Consider the following 16,862-nt stretch of genomic DNA (forward strand, 5'->3'; position numbering starts at 1 on the left):
ATTAAGCGGATACAGCGTCTAAGGCTTGACCGCAACGCCCCACGGGTAAAGCCCGACCCCTACGGATTTGGTGACCTTATGGGCTTCCAGATCGATCAGGGAGATGTCATTGCTGACGCCGTTGGTCGTATAAAGCCGTTTCTGGTCCGGCGAGAACGCCAGATTCCAGACCCGCTGCCCCACCAGCAGATATTTCTCCGGTTCAAGGGTTTGGGCATTAACCACGGCGACCCGGTTGGCCGGTCCCAGGGCCACATAAGCCCACTGCCGCTTGCTGTCGATCACTACGCCGACCGGCTGAATCTTGTCGTCTGTGACGCCCGTGACGGCGAATTTGATTTGCTTGATGATTTTGCGCGACGCCGCATCGATCACTGTGACCGTGCCCGCCATTTCGGAAGTGACCCAGAGCTGCTGGCTGTCGGCGGTAAAGCTCAGCGCGCGGGGCCGGGGATCGACCAGCGTGTTGTCGACGACTTGAAGACTTTTCCTGTCGATCCAGTGCACCATGTTGGTGGCTTCCGAAGCGCTGGCGACCCACTTGCCGTCCGGGCTGACGGTAATGCCTTCCGGTTCGACGCCGACCGGAATTTCCTTGACGGCCTTGCGCTGCCCAATGTCGATGGCCGTCACCCGGCTGTCGTCTTCGTTGGAAACGTAGGCGAACTGGCTGTCGGGATCGAGCGCAAACGTTTCCGGGTCCTTGCCGGAGGGCAACTGCCCTTCCTCGGCAAAGGTTTCGCTGTTAATGATGCGGATCGTATTGTCATCGCTGGTGGCAATGTAAAGATGCCGATAATCCTTGCTGATGGCGATGCCGCGCGGACGCTGACCGACACTGACCGTTTTCAGCAGCTTGCCTTCAACCGGATCGACGACCGCAAGGGCGTTGTCTTTTTCCAGCGTCACAAAAACCGTTTCGGCATGAGCCATGCCGCCTGCTATCAGCAGGACAGCCGTTATAATATGTTTCATAAATACCCGTACGAAAAAACAGGCAACATATCATTGTTGTCAAGAAGATAAATAACGGCTGCAAAAAAAAGAATTTTTCCTATAGGAGGAGAGGAATCTGGATACCATAATTGAAAATTTAGGCGAGCCGAAGATGAGTTTACGCTACCAGATCAACATTAGAATTCTGCTTACCAGTATCGCAATCCTGATTTTAGGGGGAACCGTGACTGTCTGGCAGGCGCGTGCAGCTGTCAGCAGGGAAATCGATTCGTCGCTCAATCTGGCCGCCCAGCTTATCCAGCTCAATTTCCCGCAATCACAAAAGGCGGCGTTTGATGTCGATGCCTGGCTGCCCCGGTTCGTCTCGCTTAAGCAGACCCGCCATCTAAACATTCAATTGAAAAAGCCTGTCGGCGAGGTGGTCAGCTATACAGCCAAACAGAAAGGCGATGCCGATGCTTATACGCCGCCCCAATGGTTTATCCATCTGGTTTCGGCAGACTACCCGCAACTGGAGCAACAGCTGACTGCCGCTGACGGCGAACGGATCACGCTGATCATTCAGGCCGACCCGCTGGACGAAATCGTCGAAGTATGGGAGGAAAGCTGCTCATTTTTCATTTCCCTGCTGGTGATGACATTGATCACGTTTCTGGCCGTCAATCTGGCTTTCAACAAGGCCTTCAAGGCGATAGCCGTCATTGTCGATGCACTGAAAGCCATCGAACTGGGCCAGTACCAGCAGAAACTGCCTGATTTTTCCATTAAGGAATACGACCGCATTGCCAAGGCCATCAATCACATGACCCACGTGCTGGACGACACCCAAAAGGAAAACAGAGCCCTGACGCTGCACTCGCTGGAAATCCAGGAAGAGGAGCGCCAGCGTCTGTCGCAGGAATTGCATGACGAACTGGGGCAATCATTGACAGCGATTAAAGTCATGGCGGTCACGGCGAAAAGCAACAAAGCCGAAACCGAGCGGATTACCGATGCCATTACCGGTATTTGCGATCATCTGATCACGGTCGTGCGCTCCATGATGCGCAATCTGCATCCGTTGAGCCTGACCGAACTAGGCTTGAAGGCGACTCTGGAGGACCTGATCAATCAATGGGCAACCCGAAATCCCGAATTAAAGCTGAACCTGAGCTGTTCCGATGAAGTTGACGGACTGGAGCAGAAAATTACCATTCAGGCCTTCAGAATCGTGCAGGAGTGCATCACCAACATCGTCCGTCATGCGCAGGCCGAACAGGCTGTCATATGCCTTGAAATCGTGCCTCAGGCCGCTTCCGGCAGAGAACTGCGCCTGCAGGTGACCGATAACGGCAAGGGCTACGCGCCGGAACAGGTCAAAATGGGTTTCGGGCTGCTGGGCATGAGAGAAAGAATAAAAAGCCTGGGCGGTGAATTCCGCCTGCAAACCCGGCCTCAACAAGGTATGAACATCATCGCAACCATTCCCCTGAAATGAAAGAAAAAATAAAAGTTATTCTGGTGGACGACCACGCCGTCGTCAGGGCGGGCTTCCGCCTGCTGTTATCATCCGTGGACCACATAGACGTGGTAGCCGAGGCTGAGCGGGGCGAACAGGCCTGCCAGCTTTACCTGGACAAAAAGCCGGACGTCATCGTGCTGGATCTGTCGATGCCCGGCATCGGCGGGCTGGAGAGCATAAGGCGCATTCTGCTGCGCGATAGTGCGGCCAAAATACTGGTGTTCAGCGTTCATGACGAGGCGGTTTACGTCAACCGGGCGCTTGCCGCCGGAGCGAAAGGCTATATCACCAAGAACACCGCGCCGGCGATTCTGGTGGAAGCGATAGAGAAAATAGCCGCCGGTGAAACTTATATAGAACAGGGCTTAAGGGAAAGCCTGCCTGAGCGCAATAAGGATTCCGACTACCGGGCGCTGATCGATTCATTGTCCGCGCGGGAATTCGACGTCTTCCGGTTGCTGGCTAAAGGCCTGACCATGCATAAAATTTCCGATGAGCTATGCCTGGGCTATAAAACCGTGGCCAATTACGGCACGCAGATCAAAAGCAAACTCAAGGTGTCGACGACGGCCGAACTGGCGCATATCGCCATGGTGCTGGGCATCATGAAAAACTGAATCGTCCCGAAGGCTTGGCCGCTTGTAGGATTTCCTACATTGCCCTCCAGAGCCAATCCCCTATAAAACAAGCGTTTAGCTTAATTAAGGCGCTGGCATCCATTTTGCTCGTAGTCTGTTGTCATCAACTTCAGCGTCATCATGAAACTCTTTCTCGATTGGTCAGCTTATCAGGACGCCGGCATGGGGGACGCCTATGCCGACATTCCCAGGACCGGCGGCGACTTCGCCAAGGCAGTTGCCGTATGCATCGGCAGTCGCGCCTGCGAGCAAGCCGGCAAGGGCGTTATGTGTCCCAGCTTTCGCATCAGCGGCAGCCCCGGCCTATCAACCGGCGGCCGGGTCAAATTGCTGAAAGCGGCGCTTAACGGCGAGTTCGGCAGCGCACCGTTCGAGCATGATGAACTGGCCGAAGCGATGGACCTGTGCGTCAGCTGCAAAGGCTGCAAGCGCGAATGCGAGAACGAAGTGGATATGGCGCTGATTAAAGCCGAATTTCTGGCCCAGCGATTCAGTACCGCCGGCATACCGCTGCGCAACCGCCTGTTTGCGGCCGTGCCAAAACTGCTGGCCCGGTTTCCCCGGCTGGGCCGGCTGATGATCAGATGGCGCAACCGCCATAGGATGCTGGCGCAGTGCGGGGATCGATTACTGGGCATCAGCGCCGAAGTGAAACTGCCGGAACCCGTCGGACAGCCGTTTAACGCGGCATCCGTGCGGGACAAACTGAAAAATGACACCGGCATGCCGGAAGTCGTGCTGTTCGTCGATACCTTCAACCGCCATTTCAATCCGACCGTTGCCGAGGCGGCCGTCTCGGTGCTCACGGCTGCGGGCTACCGGGTTCATTTGCTGGATGAAGATGAGCATGCCGGTGCGGCAAAGCGGCCTTTATGCTGCGGGCGAACCTATTTCGCCAACGGCATGATCGACGAGGCCCGTCAGGAAGCGCATCGCTTGCTGCAGGCGCTGACGCCGCATCTTGAAGCGGATCGCTGGATCATCGGCCTGGAGCCATCCTGCATGCTCAGTCTGCGGGATGAATATCTGTGCATGGGCCTAGGCGAGCAGGCCAGGCAATTGGCAGCGAAAGTGTTATTGCTCGAAGAGTTTATCGCCAGGGAACAGACGGCCAAACGCTGGACCCTGGCGTTCAATGCGCTGGGCAAACAAAAATTGCTGATACATGGACACTGCCATCAGAAGGCGGTCGGCGCGACCAAGGCGATGCGCAAAGTGCTGAAGCTGATCCCTGAACTGGATAGCCGACAGATTGAATCATCGTGCTGCGGCATGGCGGGACAATTCGGCCTGGAGTCCGAACATGCCGGTTTCTCGCGCGAAATGGCAGAGCAGGGGCTTTATCCGGCCTTGCGGGCGGAGCCCGATGCGGCGGTTGTCGCCAACGGCTTTTCCTGCCGGCAGCAAATCCTGAACGGCGGCCATGCCAAGCCGCTGCATATTGCCGAGATCTTGTATGCTGCGCTCGGCCGATGACCGCGGGCTATGGCAGTGAACACGCTACAATGGGCCAGCCCCTGGCTGCACCGGCCGCCGTCATTCTGCCAGCGGGTTGAACCGACGCCAGTGGCCTCGCCTTATTTCGTGCATTGCAATGCACAGGCCGCGCGGCTGTTGGGGTTGAAGGCCGAACAATTAAGCAATGATGCGGCACTGCGCTGTTTTAGCGGCGACGAATTGTTGCCCGGCATGCATCCCGTTGCCACGGTTTACGCCGGGCATCAGTTCGGCATTTTTACCTCGCGGCTGGGCGACGGCCGCGCCATTACCCTGGGCGAGACGCGGGGCGCAAACCGGGAGACTTACGAAATCCAGCTGAAAGGCGCGGGTTTGACGCCTTATTCGCGGACACTGGACGGCCGCTACCCGCTTGGCGCCGCGATCCGGGAATACCTGGCCGGCGAGGCGCTGGCGGCGCTTGGCATTCCCAGCACGCGAGCGCTCTGCCTGCTGGGCAGCCGCACGGAAATACGGCGGGAACGCAGCGAGACCGCCGCCATTCTGGTCAGAATGGCCAGATCGCATATTCGTTTCGGTCATTTCGAATACTTTCATCACCGCGATGATGTCGATGACCTGCAGGAATTGTTTCTATTTGTTATCGAACACTATTTTCCCGAATTGCTCGATGAAGCGGCGGAAAAAAGGCCGCTGCGGTTCCTGGAAACGGTCATCGGGCGAACGGCCCGCTTGATTGCCGGCTGGCAAAGTGTGGGGTTCGTTCACGGGGTTATGAATACCGACAACATGGCCCTGAGCGGCGAAACGCTGGATCTGGGCCCGTTCGGTTTCATGGAAGCGTATGATCCCGGCTTTTCGCCGAATCCGGCCGACGACCAGAATCGCTATCAGTATGATCAGCAGCCCGACATCGGACGCTGGAACTGCCTGGCGCTGGCCCAGGCGTTTTCCTCGCTGTTGCCCTCGCCGACCATACCGGCCGGCTTGCTGCGCTTGTACCGACAAACCTACCAGCAGCATTATCTGCAAGCCATGCGGGCGAAACTGGGACTGCAGACGCAGCATCCCGGCGATGCCGGTCTGGTAAGCGGCCTGTTGTCGGCACTGGCCCGTTCCGGCGCCGACTATGCCTGCTTTTTCCGCAGCCTTGCCGGCTTTGAGCCAGGTCGAGGCTCATTCGATTTCCCGACATTTGCCGCCCCGCTGCAAAACTGGCTGGACAGCTATCAGGATCGGCTGAGACTGGAAAAAGCATCTGCGGACCAGCGCTTGGCACGCATGAACCGGGTCAATCCCTGCTATATCCCGCGCAGGCATTTTCTGGATCAAGCCGTACAAAAAGCCGAAAAAGGCGACTTCACTGAATTGGACAGACTATTGACGCTGCTGCAAAACCCGTATGAGGAGCAGACGGGCATGGATTTTTACAGCCAGCCACAGCAGAAGGCATCGGTCGTAGGCTGGGTTGTTAAACCCAGCATTGGAGCCGCCCATGCCGGGTTTCCGCTAAAGCTCCAACCCAGCCTACCAATTACAAACTCTCTATTAAAAGAGGCATCAGAAAATGAAATTGCAGATTGAAAGAAATTATGTTGATGCGATGGTGGCGGAATTTCCGGAACTGATGCCGCTTAAGGACCAACTGCGCTTCGGCAACAAGGCGGAAGTGCCTTTTAACCGGCTATCCAGTTCCGAGCTCGGCTATCTTAAGAATCTCTACCAGCAGGCCGGCTCTGACATGCGCAGCCAGGCGGCGATGATCGCCACACTGCAAAAAGCGCTCAATGACGACGGGCAGAAGTATTCGGCCGACGACCTGGAAAGGCTGGTGCCGGCGATTGCCGGTTATCTGGTTGAGGATGCGCTGCGCGGCTGGCTGTTCCGCGTCAGCGCATCCGGCAGAACCACGGCCTATCTGATCACCCGGCTTGACTATACGCCGCCTGGCGAAGAAGAGGCCGGCAGAATACTGATCGAGCTGAAAGCCAACTCGCGCGGCAAAATCGCCATCGAAAACCTGATCATTCGGCAAAAAGATATCGACGGTCAGTCGATCAGCGAGATCCTGGCCATGAAGGGCTATCTGAAGGAAACACAGGAGCTGATCGCGGCCTACGACGAATCCGCGGCGCGTTATTTCGACTGGCGGGCGCGCTACGGCGAACAATTCTCGGGCAAGGGCACGGGCATCTATGCCGAAGACCCGACCTCCAATCATCGAAGCAACGACTGGACCCGCAAGAATGTCGTCGTGCTGTCTTCCGGCGGCGGCAGCACCCGGCTGGTCAACGATGAAAATATTCTCGGCGATCGCGTGTTAACACTGGATGCGTCCGGGGATATTCTGGGCGGCTTTCTGCGCCGGGCCGGCAAAAGCGCGCGATACGACAGCAAGGTGGAACAGCAGGCGGAAGCCTCCAGGGCATCCATTCCCAAAGGACTGTTTACCGAACTGCCGGTGCACGGCTACATGCTGATGTTCCATCTGGAACTGCATCACCATGTCTGGGTGCATGTCGACAAACTGCAACCCTACCGCTACCAGCCCGAATTGAAGCAAAAGCTGATTCTGCCGCCCGAGCAGACCGATCTGATCGACATCCTGACCGCCGAGATGGACGTGCTGATGGATGACATCGTGGAAGGCAAATCCGGCGGCACGACGGTACTTTGCGCGGGCCCTGCCGGAGTCGGCAAGACGCTGACCGCCGAGGTTTACTCGGAAATCATTCAGCGCCCGCTGTACCGCGTGCATTCCGGCCAATTGGGCTTGAACGTCGCGGAAATGGAGAAGGCGCTCAAGGACACCCTGATCCGCGCGCAACGCTGGGGCGCCGTGATGCTGATTGACGAAGCCGATGTCTACATCCGCCGCCGCAACGACGATTTGTCTTCGAATGCCGTGGTCGGCGTATTTCTGCGCGTGCTGGAATATTTCAACGGCCTGCTGTTTCTGACCACCAACCGCATCGATGACATCGATGAAGCCATCATTTCCCGCTGCATCGCCCTGATCCGCTATTATCCGCCGCAACGGGCGGACCGGGTTAAAATCTGGCAAGTCATGACCGAGCAGTTCAACTTGCCCGTAGCCCCGGAACTGATCGAAGAACTGGCGGATGCTTTCCCTGATGCGACCGGCCGGGAAATCAAAGGACTGACCAAACTGGCCGCCAAGTTCTGCCAGCAAAAACGGGTGGCGGCGACCCTGGACGTGTTCAACCGCTGTTCGGTGTTCAGGGGCATGGACAAGCCGGCCAGGCGGGAAGATGTGCGTACCTGAGCGGTAGAGTCAAAAAAGGAATTGTCCCTGCCGGCATCGGGAAATTTGCACGATGCCTTTAAGGCGGATTCATCGATACTGTGCCCTTTTAAATAAGGCATAGTATTGATATGAAGTTCACACCCGCAGCATTAATCGCTTTTCTGTTATTTCCCGTAGCGTCCCTGGCCCACGGGCCGACGCCGCAAAAAGCCAAGGAGAGCGTGGTCATCAATGCCCCGGTCGATGCGGTCTGGGCCGCCATCAAGCAATTCGACGGCATTTCGAGCTGGCATCCCGACGTCAAGGAAAGTACCGGCGACGGCAAGCATGAATCCGGCGGCACGCGCACGATCACGCTGCAAAACGGCGGCCAGCTCGTGGAAGAGCTGGATTTCTACAGCGACAAGGATCACGAATACAGCTATCGCCTGAAAACCGAAAACGTGCAGGCGCTCCCGACCAGTTCCTACTCCATCGCGATGCAGTTGACTGCCGGCGAGACGGCCGACAGCAGCGTGGTCACGCTGAAAAGCCGTTTTTACCGCGGCGACACCAGCAACACGCCGCCCGAAAATCTCAGTGACGAAGCAGCCGTCAAGGCCATGGACGCGTTTTTCAAAAACGGCCTGAGCGGCCTTAAGCAAAAGCTGGAAAAGTAAGCCTTCCGGATTCTCCGGCAAGCGCCGGCCGACAGCCAGGCTTTATGCCGCGGCATAAAGCCCTGCCGATTATCGGGAAGTTTTAGCCGGAATTGATCCTTCCTAAGGCTTTGGCAATCAACGATTGCCTCGTGGGAGCGATGCCTACATCGCGACTTGCCGCGGTTTTTAGTCGCGATGTAGGCATCGCTCCCACAAAGTTTCAATTATGGATATCGAGAGGTGATTTCGAATCCAATCCTGAGTGCGATACGATGGGCCCGCCGCGCGGAATAACCGTTTGACGGCGCACGCAAGGAAACATCGCGTTCAGGAGCTTTTCCCATTGCTTTACCTGGGCGCCAATGCGATAGTTCGCATTAATTCAACATTCAAGCCGAGTTGCCTATTCCAATGCTTGTTATGTTTCATCTCCGCCAGATTCGACCAATTCTTGCCGCCTTTCTGCTGGTCTTTGCGCCGCTGCTGGCGCATGCAGTGCAGTCCCCGCACGCCGATGCCCAGGGAACAAGCCGGCCGGCACCGCCGCCTGCGGATGCCGCAGACAAGACACGTTTGCTCGAAACGCTCTCCCGGCTTGATCCGCAGCTTCACAGCCTCCTCGATGGCGCCGTCTCGGCCTTGCGGCAGAGCGTCGAAAACGGCCCGCCGTTCCTGATCGGGGAGCGGCGCGCGCGCATCGAGCGGCTGGAAAAACTGCTGAAAGACACTGAAGCGGATCTGGCGGAAAAATTCCGGCGCGTCATGGAAGCCTATCGGGTTGAGCTCAACTACACGAAGACTGTCGATGCGCAGCGGGATACGCTTAGGACAGGCGAAGAGGAGCGCCTGGTGGATTTTCTTAGCATCGGCCGTCTTGCGCTTTACTACCAGACCCTGGATGGCCACGAATCGGGCATCTGGCGCAGCGATCGATGGCAGCGACTTTCGGGCGAGGAAAACGAAGCCATCACGCAGGGGCTGCGCACGGCCCGCAAAATAGACCCGCCGCAGCTGGTCGTCCTGCCGCTGCCGGGAGGTAAACCCGGATCGGCTGCCCGAGCCGGTCAGGCCGCGCTCCCCGCACCGGCAGAGGCTGAAACTGCAAAACCGGCGCCGGACTCGCCAGCGGAGGCGGACGCTCAATTGACAGCAGCGCTGGCGGCCAAGGAAGGATTATTCATGAATATCAGGGAAAGCGCGGCGCAGCTCAAACCCTATTACCAGCAATCGCTGCTGGCGGGCGATGCCGGCAACCAGCGGAAACTGATCAGCCGGCTCGCCGATGACCGCCACATGCCTGCTGCAGACGAGCTGGCGCAGTTGTTCGCCAGCTTGCAGGCACAGCTCGATGCCTCGGGACGCATCTCGACTTTTCGGGCGCCGGTTTACGCTCCCGATGGACAGGCGTTCGAGAAAGAGGTGCTGCGGCTCGGCGGCTTCAGCTTCATCGCCGATGGGCGCTATCTGGTGTATGCGCCGGAAGTGGACAGGCTGGTCGAACTGCCGCGCCAGCCGGTCTCGCGCCTGCTCGAGCTGGCGCGGGATTTTCCGAAGGCCGATCCGAAATCGCTGGCGCCGGTGGCCCTCGACCCTTCCGGCGGCCAGATCCTGCAGTTGGTGGTGCAGGTCCCCAATTTGCGCGAACGCATCGACCAGGGCGGCATGGTCGGCTATTCGATTCTGGCGCTGGCCGCTCTTGCCTGTGCGCTCAGCGTTTACCGCTTCATTGAACTCACCCTGGTCGAAAACCGCATCCAGCGGCAGTTGCAGTCATCCGAACGCCGGCTGGACAACCCGTTGGGACGGGTGCTCGCCCGGCTCGACCAGGCCACAATGAACGACGAGGAGGCGCTCTACCTGACCGTGGAGGAAGCCTTGACCGGCGAGCAGGCTAAGCTGGGGCGGGCCCTGGCCTTCCTGAAACTGGTGGCCGCCATCGCGCCGATGCTGGGTCTGCTCGGGACGGTGACCGGCATGATCAAGACCTTCCAGGCCATTGCGCTGCACGGCTCGGCCGATCCGAAACTGATGTCGGGCGGCATTTCGGAAGCGCTGGTCACGACCGTCGAGGGACTGGTCACCGCCATCCCGATCCTGCTGTTGCACAGTTTGTTGACCAGCAAGCGCCAGGCGCTCGGCAGTCTGCTGGAGGCTCATGCGGCCGCCGCGCTGGCGCAGCGGTTCGAGCGCCGGCATGCCGTTACGGCGGCGGAGCGTCTTCCACATCACAAGGAGGGCTGACGGCGGATGAAAGAACGGGTCTTCGAGGCTTTCGTAATCTTCCTGCAGCAGTCCGAGCAGCACATCGAGGAACTGATGGCGCTGGGGGGGCCGGTGATGTGGCCGCTGGTGGCTGTCTCGGTATGGCTGTGGACGCTGATCCTGGAGCGCTACTGGTTCCTGCTTTACATTTTTCCCCCGTTCATTGAGCGTTGCCTGTCGGTCCGGCGTTCGTCTACTGAAGCGGAGATCAAGCTGGCTGAAGTCGGTCTGGCATTGCGCCGCCATCTGCGCCTGATCAAGACCCTCTCCGGCATTTTGCCGATGCTGGGCTTGTTGGGCACGGTGACCGGCATCGTCGAAACCTTCGACTTGATCCGCGTGTTCGGGAGCGCCGAGACGCATATCGTCGCGCGCGGTGTCTCGCAGGCCCTAATCACCACCCTGGCCGGCCTGGTGATGGGGCTGTTCGGCGTAGGGGTCGGGTACGATCTGAACCGGCGTGCCCGGGCCGGCCAGCGGCATTTTGCCGAGCGCCTGAGGCAGTCATGAAAAGGCGGAGCCTGTTCAACCGCCGCGTTGACGGCGAAGAGGAAAGTTCCGATGCGATCAACATGACGCCGCTCATCGACATGATGTTCATCCTGCTGATCTTTTTTGTGGTCACGACCTCCTTCGTCCGCGAATCCGCCGTTGCCGTGCAGCGCCCCAAGGCTGCAACGGCGACCCCGGCCAAGCATGCCGAAGTGATCGTCACGATTACTGCGGACGAGCAGATCTGGCTGAACAATGCTACCGTGGACATTCGTCTGCTGCACGCCCGCCTTGAACAGCTTGGTCTGGCAGGCCCCACCCGGTCCGCTATCATCCTGGCGGACACCCAGGCCAGCACCGGCCTGCTGGTCAAGGTTATGGACCAGCTCCGCCTTGCCGGTTTCGTGAACATCTCGGTAGCGGCCAGCGCGGCCCCGGACCAGCCATGAATCCGGAGGACGCCAGCCGGCCAAACCATTCGTTTCGTATTCTTGCCGGCGCCCTGGCCGTAGCTGCGATCATCAATCTGGCCCTGCTGTTGCTGATCGGCGCCTTGATCAGCCGGCGGGAGACCCTGCAGGCTTGCGCGCCGGACCCGCAGCCGATCGACTTCATCCGCATCGCGCCCCAGGCCGAAGAACCCAAATCTCCTGCACCCGAAAAGATAGTCGAGGCTGCGCCTGAACAGCTGCCTGGCCCTGAACGCCCGGTGCCGGACCCTGTCAAACCCTCTGTCCGGAAACCGCCGGAGCGGCCGCAACAGCCGAACCGTCCCGGCGCGGCAAAAAAGTCCGGCAGCGCCAAGTCGACAGGGCCCGGCGTAGCCGCACCTCGAATTGATATCCCTGAACAGGGTACGGGGGCACCGTTCGCCCCCGTGCCCGGTGCGGATTCTCGCTTGACCGCGCCGCCATCCCAGTGGAACCTGAAAAAGACACCCGAGACCGGTGAGGGTCAGGGTGGCCAAGGCGGGACAGGCGGCGGAGGCGGCTTGGGCGGACGGAATCTGGTCGTATTGCACCGCGTACCGCCGCGTTACCCGTCCAGAGCCGAGGCTCGAGGCATCGAAGGCTGGGTGCGGCTCGAAATTACCGTGTCCCCCACAGGCACCGTCCGCGATGCCAGAGTCGTGGACGCCAGCCCCAAGGGCGTATTCGACCGGGCCGCGCTCGAAGCGATCCGACAATGGCGCTTCAAACCCGCCTTCAGGGAAGGCCGCGCCGTCGAGCAGCAGGCAGAGCAGACAGTCAGGTTCCGGCTCAAAAGGCAGCGGTGAACCGGCTGCAACGATGGTACAGGTTGACCTTCAGTCAGTCTAAGCCTATATAATGGTCATCCCGCGCTTACATATCGGGATTATTTATCCTCAATCAATCAGGAGAAGCACCATGAACACTATCCAACGCATCCTCTGGGCCAACATCGCGCTTGCAGCCTGCGCGCCGGCCATGGCCGGCACCGAAGAACTGCCGAAAACCAAGGTCAGCATGGAAGTCTGCATGAAGGCGGCCCAGGCGAAACACGAGGGCGAGGTCATCAAGCTCGAACTCAAGGACGAACGCGGTGTTCCGACCTATGAATTCGAAATCCTGGCTAAAGACGGCAAGAGCTGGGAACTGGAATGCGACGCCAACACGGGCAAGATCACCGAGGAAGAGCAGGAAGTCGATAATGCCGAAGCGCAGTTGTTCAAGCAAAAGGCCAAGATCAGTCTGGAGCAGGCCAAGGACATCGCCCTGAAAGCGCATCCGGGCCAGGTAGCGGAAGTCGAGTACGAAATCGAGTCCAACGGCGATGCCTCCTACGAGTTCGACATCATGACGGACAAGGGCGAAGTGAAGCTGGAAGTGGACGCCGCCACCGGCAAAATCGTCGAGGATAATCAGAAAGAGTATTACCAGATCGGCAAGGAAAAGGAATAAGCCGTGCGACTCTCTTGATCGCTGATTAAGAAATATCGCTGTGGTGCGAACCTGGATCGGTTTTCATTCGGTCCGGGTTCCGTATGCGCCAAAACCACAAAACCGGCCGTCATTTCCTGTCTCATTCACCCTGCTTCTGCAGTCGGTTTGGATTAAAGCCGCCAGGGCTGGCCGGCATCACAAGGGCATCACCGTTATCGGATGATTTGCTGCTGGGCTAATCCGGCCTGCCAGGCTGATCATCCTCCTTATAGAGATCCAATATCATGTTTTTAAACCAGCGAGGTTTTCTCAAGATGATATAAACGACTACCATTGTAGTGGTCGGCAGCGGCATAAAATCGATGATTTCAAGCAGCACGAAACCTATTATCAGCTTCATTTTGACACTCATCAGTCCTATCTCCTGCAATCATATTTAATAAACCAGTGATTAAAGACCGCAAGCCGGCTTCTATCTCTTGCACTACGCATAGTTAAGGCGGGCAATTCATTACGAACTGCCGGCAGTGGGCGGCGCCATACTGCGATCAGCATTTCTGCCGGATTCTCAAGCCTTTTGATACGGTTATCCCCCGGAATCGTGCGGGGCGATCTTTTCTCGTGTGAGCTTCCGCTAAAATACACTATCCGGGCATTGGATCAAGCCGGATTGATAGAGTGCGAGAAGTTCTTTGTCAGTATTTTCTGATAGCTATAAGCTATGGCTTGCTTTATTCTGCTGAGCTTTTCTGTCCTTGCCAAACGGCTGCTTTCAGCTTTTTCCCGCACGCGGACTTCAAAACCCATCGCCACCCCCTCCTGAAAATTCAATAACGACAAGCTACTCAAGCGTGACAGTTTGTGCTTGACTCAATAGCGCATCAAAAAATACCACAGTAAAGACAGGAATTTTTCCTATAGGAGAAACGAACAATACTGGGAATAATGTGCGTAATTGCTTACATACGCGTAAGCCATTCGGCATTCTTTTAAAGTGCAAGCCGAAAGAAATGATCATCCATTGCGGCAAGCGGTATCGCTCTGCCGTGGATGTGCCGGAACAACAGGGTTACGATGAAATATCGGGCGATGAGGGTTCGCTGAAACAATGATAAATATCAGGATCAACCGGAAACGCGGATCTTCTGAAGCGATGCGGCCAATGCAGGCGCTGCGGAATGTGGCCAGCCAGTTCCAGGTTAGGAGAAGAAGGTTTCCGGACAGCCGGGAATCAATGCCGTGCACTGGCGCGGCAACGGCAGCTGATTTTGCGGGTGCGGCGGTCCGTCCGGCTGATGCCTGCGATCAGGATAATAAACTGCTTAGCGCGGCTTTGGGCGCAATCCGGCCTGCAAGTGTCAACTCAACCGTATTGGACCATTGAATGCATCGGTCATTTTACGACGGGCGTACAAAAAATGGATTGCCGGGTTGCTGAAGGTGTTATTGAAGATTGCAAGAAAAAAGCGCATCAAGGCTTTATGCATGATGATGCCGCTGCTGCTGATGCTGTTTGCGGCGCCGATTGGCGCCAAGCCTTTTGAAATCCAGGAACTGGAATTCAAAAAATCCCGGATTACGGACATTATCCGGGTGCTGTCCGAAGATGCGCAGATTAATATTATCGCGACGCCGGAAGCGGGCGAGAAGGAAGTAACAATTTTTCTGAAACACGTGACGCTGGAGGAGGCGATCAAGGCGGTCTGCCGCATCAGCGATCTGTGGTATCGGCGCGACGACGGCGTCAACGGCACCTTCCGGCTGATGACCAAGGAACAATACAGCAAGGATTTAGTGGTGGGGCAGGACGATACCGTGCGCGTGTTTCAGTTGCGCAATCCCAATGTCATCGCCATTGCGACGGCGATCGAGGAATTGTACGGCTACAGGGTTCAGGTGTCCTACGGCAACAGCAATATGGGCGGCGGCTTCGGCACTGTGGGCAATCGCCGCGGAGTAGCCGGCGGTTATGGCAATAACCGCGGCGCAAACCGTATCGGCGGCCGCATGAACGGGCTCGGCGGCCGCGGCTATTCGGGGAGTTCGCGCGGAATGGGAATGAGCGGTGTCGGCGGCAATATGGGGCAGCGTGAAAAACTGCCCGAGGATCTGACCGTGGAGCAGCTCGAGGCGTTGTCCGAGGATGGCAAGCAGGTTGAAGCCGAGCGGTTGACGTCGGTGTCCGGCGTGAACAAGGTGATCTATGTCACCATCAATACCGAGCACAATTTGCTGATCGTCAAGACCAGCGATGCTTCCATATTGAAATCCATCGCCAGCCTGGTGGAACAGCTGGACCGTCCGCAGACCCAGGTGATGCTGGAAATGAAGATTATTGACATCAAGGTCGGCGAGGATTTTTCGTCCCTGTTCAACTTCGAGTTCAAGGACACCACGCTCAGCGGCGACAGCGTCAATCCGATCGTGCTCGGCGGCGCGGCGGCGCTGTCGGGCGGCGGCAGCCTGGTGTACGAGTTCGTCAGCCAGAACATCAGGGCGAATATCGAATTGCTGGAGAAGAACAACCGCCTCAATGTCGTTTCCAACCCGATGCTGGTGGCGTCCAACCACCGGCCGGCGACGCTGTTTATCGGCGAGGAGCGGGTCATGGTGCGCGGCTATTCGATCGATGCGATCGACAACCTGAACACCACGCGCACGATCACGACGCCGGAAACCGAACTGGAGGATATCGGTACGACGCTGGAGATCACGCCGCACATCAACAATGACGGCACGATCCATATCCAGCTGAAGCAGGAGAACTCCACGCTGAACGAGGGCGCGGCTTTCATTCCGGTGACCGACGGCACCGGCGGCGTCGTGGACCTGCCGATCGACACCGTCAGCACGGCCAAGCTGGAAGGGGAGATTTTCGCCAGGCATGGCTACACGGTTGCGGTCGGCGGCCTGATCCGCGACAGTTTCTCCAGAAACCGGCGCAAGGTGCCGTTTCTGGCCGACATACCGGTGGTCGGCAATGTGTTCCGCTCGACGGTCGATGAAGACAGCAAGTCGGAGATGGTGCTGCTGATCACGCCGTATGTCCTCAACCAGGGCGAAACGCAGGCACAGTACGACCCGACCGAGAAATACCATAAATACGCGCCGGACGCGGCGATGCAGTCGCTGCCGGTGCCGGAAAAGCAGCAGCCCGCGTTGTGCGGCGAGTACTGCGCGCCGGACAATTTAAGGGATTCGGATTTATGACGGGGCTGATCAAAAGCTGGCTGCCGCGCGTCACGGTTTGCTGGGGGCTATTGAATATCGCCGGCTGCGCCCATTTCGGCCTGGATTCGGAAGCCGACGTGGCGGCGGAGAACTGTTACGCCTATCGCTACGGCGACAAGATACGCCGTGTCAATTTCGCCAAGGCGTTTGACTGGTGCCACCGGTCGGCGCGCTGGGGCGACGCCAACAGCCAGGCCCTGATCGGCGAACTCTACTTTCTGGGGCTGGGGGGCGAACAGGACATGGACCTGGCCGCGCAGTGGTTTGAGAAAGCGGCGAAACAAGGCCATGCCCACGGGCAATACATGCTGTACCTGGTCTATTCGGCCAGCCCCGACCCGCTGATGCGGGAGAAAGCGGGCTACTGGCTGAAGCAGTCCAGGCAAAGCGGCTACAGGCTGGCGCTGCAGGTGCCGTGATATGAAATACATGGCTGGGATGTCGGGTTGCTGCGCGAACCCGACCTACCCGACTGAATAAAAAACGGAGTAGGTCGGGTTAGGCTTTAGC

The 16,862-nt window shown here is 58.0% G+C and carries 17 protein-coding genes; 14 read left to right on the top strand and 3 right to left on the bottom strand.

The window, feature by feature from the left end:
- Positions 1 to 18: 18 nt before the first annotated feature.
- Entirely contained in the window at positions 19 to 975 is a 957-nt protein-coding gene (locus tag IT781_RS14035; protein ID WP_194970795.1) for a PQQ-dependent catabolism-associated beta-propeller protein, read from the bottom strand.
- Positions 976 to 1,108: 133 nt separating this feature from the next.
- On the opposite strand from IT781_RS14035, the gene IT781_RS14040 reads away from it, so the two are divergent.
- From IT781_RS14040 to IT781_RS14090, 11 genes are all read left to right on the top strand, one after another.
- Complete coding sequence (locus tag IT781_RS14040; protein WP_194970796.1) at positions 1,109 to 2,434, top strand: histidine kinase; 1,326 nt, start codon at positions 1,109 to 1,111, stop codon at positions 2,432 to 2,434.
- Positions 2,431 to 3,075, top strand: a complete 645-nt coding sequence (locus tag IT781_RS14045; protein WP_194970797.1) for a response regulator transcription factor — start codon at positions 2,431 to 2,433, stop codon at positions 3,073 to 3,075. The genes IT781_RS14040 and IT781_RS14045 overlap by 4 nt, the downstream gene beginning before the upstream one ends.
- 141 nt (positions 3,076 to 3,216) lie before the next feature.
- A complete protein-coding gene (locus IT781_RS14050) occupies positions 3,217 to 4,572 on the top strand; it encodes a (Fe-S)-binding protein (protein WP_194970798.1) in 1,356 nt (451 codons plus the stop codon).
- A 15-nt stretch (positions 4,573 to 4,587) separates the two neighbouring features.
- On the top strand, positions 4,588 to 6,138 hold the full coding sequence (locus IT781_RS14055; RefSeq protein WP_194970799.1) for a protein adenylyltransferase SelO: 1,551 nt from the start codon (positions 4,588 to 4,590) through the stop codon (positions 6,136 to 6,138).
- The gene (locus IT781_RS14060) at positions 6,122 to 7,840 is read left to right on the top strand and encodes an ATP-binding protein (RefSeq protein WP_194970800.1); all 1,719 of its coding nucleotides are present in this window, start codon (positions 6,122 to 6,124) and stop codon (positions 7,838 to 7,840) included. The genes IT781_RS14055 and IT781_RS14060 overlap by 17 nt, the downstream gene beginning before the upstream one ends.
- Before the next feature lie 110 nt (positions 7,841 to 7,950).
- Positions 7,951 to 8,481 carry an SRPBCC family protein gene (locus tag IT781_RS14065; protein ID WP_194970801.1) on the top strand — a complete coding sequence of 177 codons (531 nt, stop codon included), beginning with the start codon at positions 7,951 to 7,953 and terminating at the stop codon, positions 8,479 to 8,481.
- 402 nt (positions 8,482 to 8,883) lie between these two features.
- Positions 8,884 to 10,704: a DUF3450 family protein gene (locus tag IT781_RS14070; protein WP_194970802.1), complete on the top strand. Its 1,821-nt coding sequence runs from the start codon at positions 8,884 to 8,886 to the stop codon at positions 10,702 to 10,704.
- Positions 10,705 to 10,710: 6 nt separating this feature from the next.
- On the top strand, positions 10,711 to 11,235 hold the full coding sequence (locus tag IT781_RS14075) for a MotA/TolQ/ExbB proton channel family protein (protein WP_194970803.1): 525 nt from the start codon (positions 10,711 to 10,713) through the stop codon (positions 11,233 to 11,235).
- The gene (locus tag IT781_RS14080) at positions 11,232 to 11,666 is read left to right on the top strand and encodes a biopolymer transporter ExbD (protein WP_194970804.1); all 435 of its coding nucleotides are present in this window, start codon (positions 11,232 to 11,234) and stop codon (positions 11,664 to 11,666) included. The genes IT781_RS14075 and IT781_RS14080 overlap by 4 nt, the downstream gene beginning before the upstream one ends.
- On the top strand, positions 11,663 to 12,493 hold the full coding sequence (locus IT781_RS14085) for an energy transducer TonB (RefSeq protein WP_194970805.1): 831 nt from the start codon (positions 11,663 to 11,665) through the stop codon (positions 12,491 to 12,493). The genes IT781_RS14080 and IT781_RS14085 overlap by 4 nt, the downstream gene beginning before the upstream one ends.
- Positions 12,494 to 12,605: 112 nt before the next feature.
- Positions 12,606 to 13,139 (top strand): PepSY domain-containing protein, encoded by a 534-nt coding sequence (locus tag IT781_RS14090; RefSeq protein WP_194970806.1) that lies wholly within the window; start codon positions 12,606 to 12,608, stop codon positions 13,137 to 13,139.
- Between the two features lie 217 nt (positions 13,140 to 13,356).
- On the opposite strand, the gene IT781_RS14095 is transcribed toward IT781_RS14090, so the two are convergent.
- Positions 13,357 to 13,533 (bottom strand): hypothetical protein, encoded by a 177-nt coding sequence (locus tag IT781_RS14095; protein WP_194970807.1) that lies wholly within the window; start codon positions 13,531 to 13,533, stop codon positions 13,357 to 13,359.
- A gap of 248 nt (positions 13,534 to 13,781) precedes the next feature.
- Positions 13,782 to 13,928, bottom strand: a complete 147-nt coding sequence (locus tag IT781_RS14100; protein WP_194970808.1) for a hypothetical protein — start codon at positions 13,926 to 13,928, stop codon at positions 13,782 to 13,784.
- 301 nt (positions 13,929 to 14,229) lie between these two features.
- Here IT781_RS14100 and IT781_RS14105 point away from each other — a divergent pair, with 301 nt between their 5' ends.
- From IT781_RS14105 to IT781_RS14115, 3 genes are all read left to right on the top strand, one after another.
- A complete protein-coding gene (locus tag IT781_RS14105) occupies positions 14,230 to 14,505 on the top strand; it encodes a hypothetical protein (protein ID WP_194970809.1) in 276 nt (91 codons plus the stop codon).
- 62 nt (positions 14,506 to 14,567) lie between these two features.
- On the top strand, positions 14,568 to 16,331 hold the full coding sequence (locus tag IT781_RS14110; RefSeq protein WP_194970810.1) for a type II secretion system protein GspD: 1,764 nt from the start codon (positions 14,568 to 14,570) through the stop codon (positions 16,329 to 16,331).
- Positions 16,328 to 16,771 (top strand): tetratricopeptide repeat protein, encoded by a 444-nt coding sequence (locus IT781_RS14115; protein ID WP_194970811.1) that lies wholly within the window; start codon positions 16,328 to 16,330, stop codon positions 16,769 to 16,771. The genes IT781_RS14110 and IT781_RS14115 overlap by 4 nt, the downstream gene beginning before the upstream one ends.
- The last annotated feature ends 91 nt before the right edge of the window (positions 16,772 to 16,862 follow it).

The sequence above is a fragment of the Methylobacter sp. BlB1 genome (genome assembly GCF_015476545.1).
Taxonomy (GTDB): domain Bacteria; phylum Pseudomonadota; class Gammaproteobacteria; order Methylococcales; family Methylomonadaceae; genus Methylobacter.

Coding starts and splice junctions, on each gene's coding strand:
- IT781_RS14085 (WP_194970805.1), top strand. CDS start 11,663: ATGAATCCGGAGGACGCCAGCCGGCCAAACCATTCGTTTCGTATTCTT.
- IT781_RS14050 (WP_194970798.1), top strand. CDS start 3,217: ATGAAACTCTTTCTCGATTGGTCAGCTTATCAGGACGCCGGCATGGGG.
- IT781_RS14070 (WP_194970802.1), top strand. CDS start 8,884: ATGTTTCATCTCCGCCAGATTCGACCAATTCTTGCCGCCTTTCTGCTG.
- IT781_RS14045 (WP_194970797.1), top strand. CDS start 2,431: ATGAAAGAAAAAATAAAAGTTATTCTGGTGGACGACCACGCCGTCGTC.
- IT781_RS14040 (WP_194970796.1), top strand. CDS start 1,109: ATGAGTTTACGCTACCAGATCAACATTAGAATTCTGCTTACCAGTATC.
- IT781_RS14100 (WP_194970808.1), bottom strand. CDS start 13,928: ATGGGTTTTGAAGTCCGCGTGCGGGAAAAAGCTGAAAGCAGCCGTTTG.
- IT781_RS14065 (WP_194970801.1), top strand. CDS start 7,951: ATGAAGTTCACACCCGCAGCATTAATCGCTTTTCTGTTATTTCCCGTA.
- IT781_RS14090 (WP_194970806.1), top strand. CDS start 12,606: ATGAACACTATCCAACGCATCCTCTGGGCCAACATCGCGCTTGCAGCC.
- IT781_RS14080 (WP_194970804.1), top strand. CDS start 11,232: ATGAAAAGGCGGAGCCTGTTCAACCGCCGCGTTGACGGCGAAGAGGAA.
- IT781_RS14105 (WP_194970809.1), top strand. CDS start 14,230: ATGATAAATATCAGGATCAACCGGAAACGCGGATCTTCTGAAGCGATG.
- IT781_RS14060 (WP_194970800.1), top strand. CDS start 6,122: ATGAAATTGCAGATTGAAAGAAATTATGTTGATGCGATGGTGGCGGAA.
- IT781_RS14115 (WP_194970811.1), top strand. CDS start 16,328: ATGACGGGGCTGATCAAAAGCTGGCTGCCGCGCGTCACGGTTTGCTGG.
- IT781_RS14075 (WP_194970803.1), top strand. CDS start 10,711: ATGAAAGAACGGGTCTTCGAGGCTTTCGTAATCTTCCTGCAGCAGTCC.
- IT781_RS14035 (WP_194970795.1), bottom strand. CDS start 975: ATGAAACATATTATAACGGCTGTCCTGCTGATAGCAGGCGGCATGGCT.
- IT781_RS14095 (WP_194970807.1), bottom strand. CDS start 13,533: ATGAGTGTCAAAATGAAGCTGATAATAGGTTTCGTGCTGCTTGAAATC.